Here is a 3294-nt window from a genome sequence, read left to right on the forward strand (position 1 = left end):
GCTAGAATATCCAAAAACATTATTTAAAGCAAAGTTGCTGAAAATTGGTGTTATATCGGATTTATTGCTTCCAGATATGCTTGAATTTTATAGTGTTAGCGACGAATTAGCATATGAAATAAAAGAAGATTTCCCATTAATAGACGTAAGTGCTTTACCATCAGCTGCATTTAATGTGGAATATTCATTAGCATTAGATGAATGTAATTCATGGAAAATAAATATGCAACATTTGGTGGAAGAAATTGAGGTAGAATAAATTGAACATACAAGAGTTTATAACAGATTTCAAAGAATTGCATAGTGATGAACAAAACCAGGAAGAAAGATTTGTAGATTCTTTTTGTGAGTATTTAGAAAGTAACGGAAATATTTCTAATTATGAATTAAGTTATCGTTTTCAGGTAGGACTTCAAATGAATGCTTATTCTTATGATGATGAACAAAACAAATTGACTTTGATTGTTGCTGACTATGAAAATTTTGACTATGGCGCAACGGTTTCAAAGGCAATTATCCAGAAACCTTACAAACGTGCTGTGAAATACTTGAAAAAAGCAAGAAAAGATTTAGTTAATGTAATAGAAGAAACTTCAGCAGATTATCCTTTATCGCAACTCATTCATGAATTGGATTATGAAAATACAGAGATTAGTGTACTGATTCTCTCTAATCGTATTTATAAAGCAAACATTCCTTTAGAGATTGAGGAGCTTGAAGGAAAAGAGATTTTATATCAAATTTGGGATATGGAAAGACTATTTCAGTTAGTAAATGAAACACAGGGCATTGAAGATATTGAGATTGATTTTGGAGTGCTTTCAACAGAAAATTTATCAATGTTGAAAGTTGTAGACAAAAATGCTGAATTCGATTGCTACGTAGGATATATTTCTGGAGAACTATTGGCGAAGTTATATGAGAATTGGGGTCAACGACTGATTGAAAGGAATGTTCGTTCCTTTTTACAAGCAAAAGGTAATGTAAATAAGGGAATTAAAAATACTTTACGTAAAGAACAAGAAATGTTTATTGCTTATAACAATGGAATCTCTACAGTAGCTGAGTCAATTGAAGCAGAAACTTCAGACAGTGGTAGCGTATATACCATAAATAAAATTAAAGGATTACAAGTTGTTAATGGTGGTCAAACTACGGCTTCCATGTATTATACAAAAAAAGATGATAAATTGGATCTAAGTAATGTATTTGTTCAAATGAAATTAACAGTGATTAAATCAACAGAGAAAATGAATATTATGACTTCTAAAATTTCAGAGTATGCAAATACACAAAATAAGATTTCTTCATCAGATTTAAAAGCGAATCATCATACACTTATTCAATTGGAGAATTTATCAAGAAATACAATGATCCCTTCAAATTCGGGTGTTAAATCGAATATTAGATGGTTCTTTGAACGTGCTAGAGGCCAGTATTTAGTAGATTTAAGTCGAGAAACTACTAAGAAAAGAAAAGACGATTTTAAACACATGAATCCTAAATCTAAGTTATTAAGTAAAACAGATATAGCAAAATATTACATGTCTTGGGCTTGTTCCCCTCATAAGGTAAGTAAAGGAGGAGAAACGAACTTTAAAGAGTTTATGGAATTCATTGATCAAGAAAACTTAGAAATTGACCAAAAGTTCTATAAAGAATTAATCGGCATGGCGATCTTATTCAAAGAATGTGATGAGCTGGTTAAAAATGCAAAATATCCAGCATATAAAGCTAACATAATTACCTATACGATTGCTGCGCTGTCTTACTTAAAAAAGAATGAAATCAATTTAATTCTAATTTGGAACAGTCAGTCTGTAACAGACGAATTAAGAACAGAATTGCAAAAATTGATTCGTTTAACTTGGGATCATATAAATAATCCACCTATTTCTGGATCAAATATTACTTCTTGGTGTAAGAAAGAAGAATGTTGGGTAAGTTACAAAGAAAAATTAAATAATATTTAAAAAAAGTGCGTATGATATTCATCATGATGAATATCATACGCACTTTTTCATGCTATTGGTTAGTACATGAGAGATCTTTTGTTATTATTTCACATTGAAGAGATTGCAAGTCATCCATACTTGTTTCTAAATCTATTGAATGACAATAATTGAAAACGGCAGCAATTAGAGGACTGCCACTTTCATCATAGAGAACGATTTCAGTATCAATATCTTTAATAATAATTAGATCGGAATCTACAAAGTAATCTTCTTGAGTCTCATCCCACATTGCTAAGAATCCACCATAAATATCAATATTTAATTGATGTACTCGAACAAATATTGATTCAATTAAAATTTGCTTCTCCGAATCTTCATGCAATATATTTGTTTCACGATCTTCTATACTCCAAAGATATTCCTCACAGTTTGCTAGAGTTAATTGTGAATCAAAGTTAAGAAAGTATAAACCTTCGTGAATTTTACTTAATCGTATAGAATCTCTTCCGTAACGAGATAAGTCTTTCGTTTCAACATATGCCCCCGATGGAATGTCTATTCTCTCTCTAATATAAGCACCCAAAATACTGTTATTATCACAGGTTTGAATAGCTTTACGATGTTCTTGAGCTACTACGCAGACGAACATTTCTTCATCGTCAGTTAAAACAAGGATTTTTTTTCCTCTTTGAGGAAGAAAATTAGGACGTTCCTTATGTACTTGCTTTGAAATAGATATATACGCTTCATTACCAGTACGAGTAGGGTGTCTTAAGCCATTTCGTCCATTATGTCCCCAATTGATTCCTGATTTCGGAGGTGTATCTCCACCTCGTATAGTAAGAGGTATATCAATATATTCAACTTCATATTTAGTTGCTTCATCAGTTGAGAGATTGAACAGTTCTAATTGGTTATGGTTATAGGAAACAATTAATTCTTTTTCAGGGTTTTGATGAATGTTAATTTGGTTAGAAACATTTGAACTAGTGCAATTAATTACATCTAAATTACTAAAGATTTCATCTGCATTAGAATGTTCCATTATCATTAATTCGTTACGATGATAAAAACTATTTAATGTGAAGCTGGCTGATCCAACAAAAATTTTATGATCCAATCCTAGAATTAATGGGTTTTCCCAATAATATATATTACTATGATTACCTGGAGGAGCCACTTGATAATAGACCTCTAAGCGGGATGGATACCTTTTGGTTAGATGTTGAAAAGCTAGATGAGTCCATTTTGAAATGCCTTCAACTGACACCATACCAACATAAAGATTTAAATGTAAATCTTTATATTCATCTAGGATTTGTTCAACTAAAAGAGGGCT

Annotated in this window: 3 protein-coding genes; 2 read left to right on the top strand and 1 reads right to left on the bottom strand. The window is 31.1% G+C overall.

Going from position 1 to position 3294, the window contains the following annotated elements; genetic code table 11:
- Positions 1 to 259 (top strand): PD-(D/E)XK motif protein (locus V7164_RS25340; protein WP_335355610.1); only part of this gene is annotated, 259 nt, incomplete at its 5' end.
- A gap of 1 nt (position 260) precedes the next feature.
- Positions 261 to 1973, top strand: a complete 1713-nt coding sequence (locus tag V7164_RS25345; protein ID WP_335355611.1) for an AIPR family protein — start codon at positions 261 to 263, stop codon at positions 1971 to 1973.
- A 52-nt stretch (positions 1974 to 2025) separates the two neighbouring features.
- Here V7164_RS25345 and V7164_RS25350 read toward each other — a convergent pair.
- Positions 2026 to 3294, bottom strand: a 1269-nt coding sequence (locus V7164_RS25350) for a restriction endonuclease PLD domain-containing protein (RefSeq protein WP_335355612.1), incomplete at its 5' end; no start/stop codon positions are given.

The organism is Bacillus sp. JJ1474 (assembly GCF_036965225.1).
Classification (GTDB): Bacteria; Bacillota; Bacilli; order Bacillales; family Cytobacillaceae; genus Cytobacillus.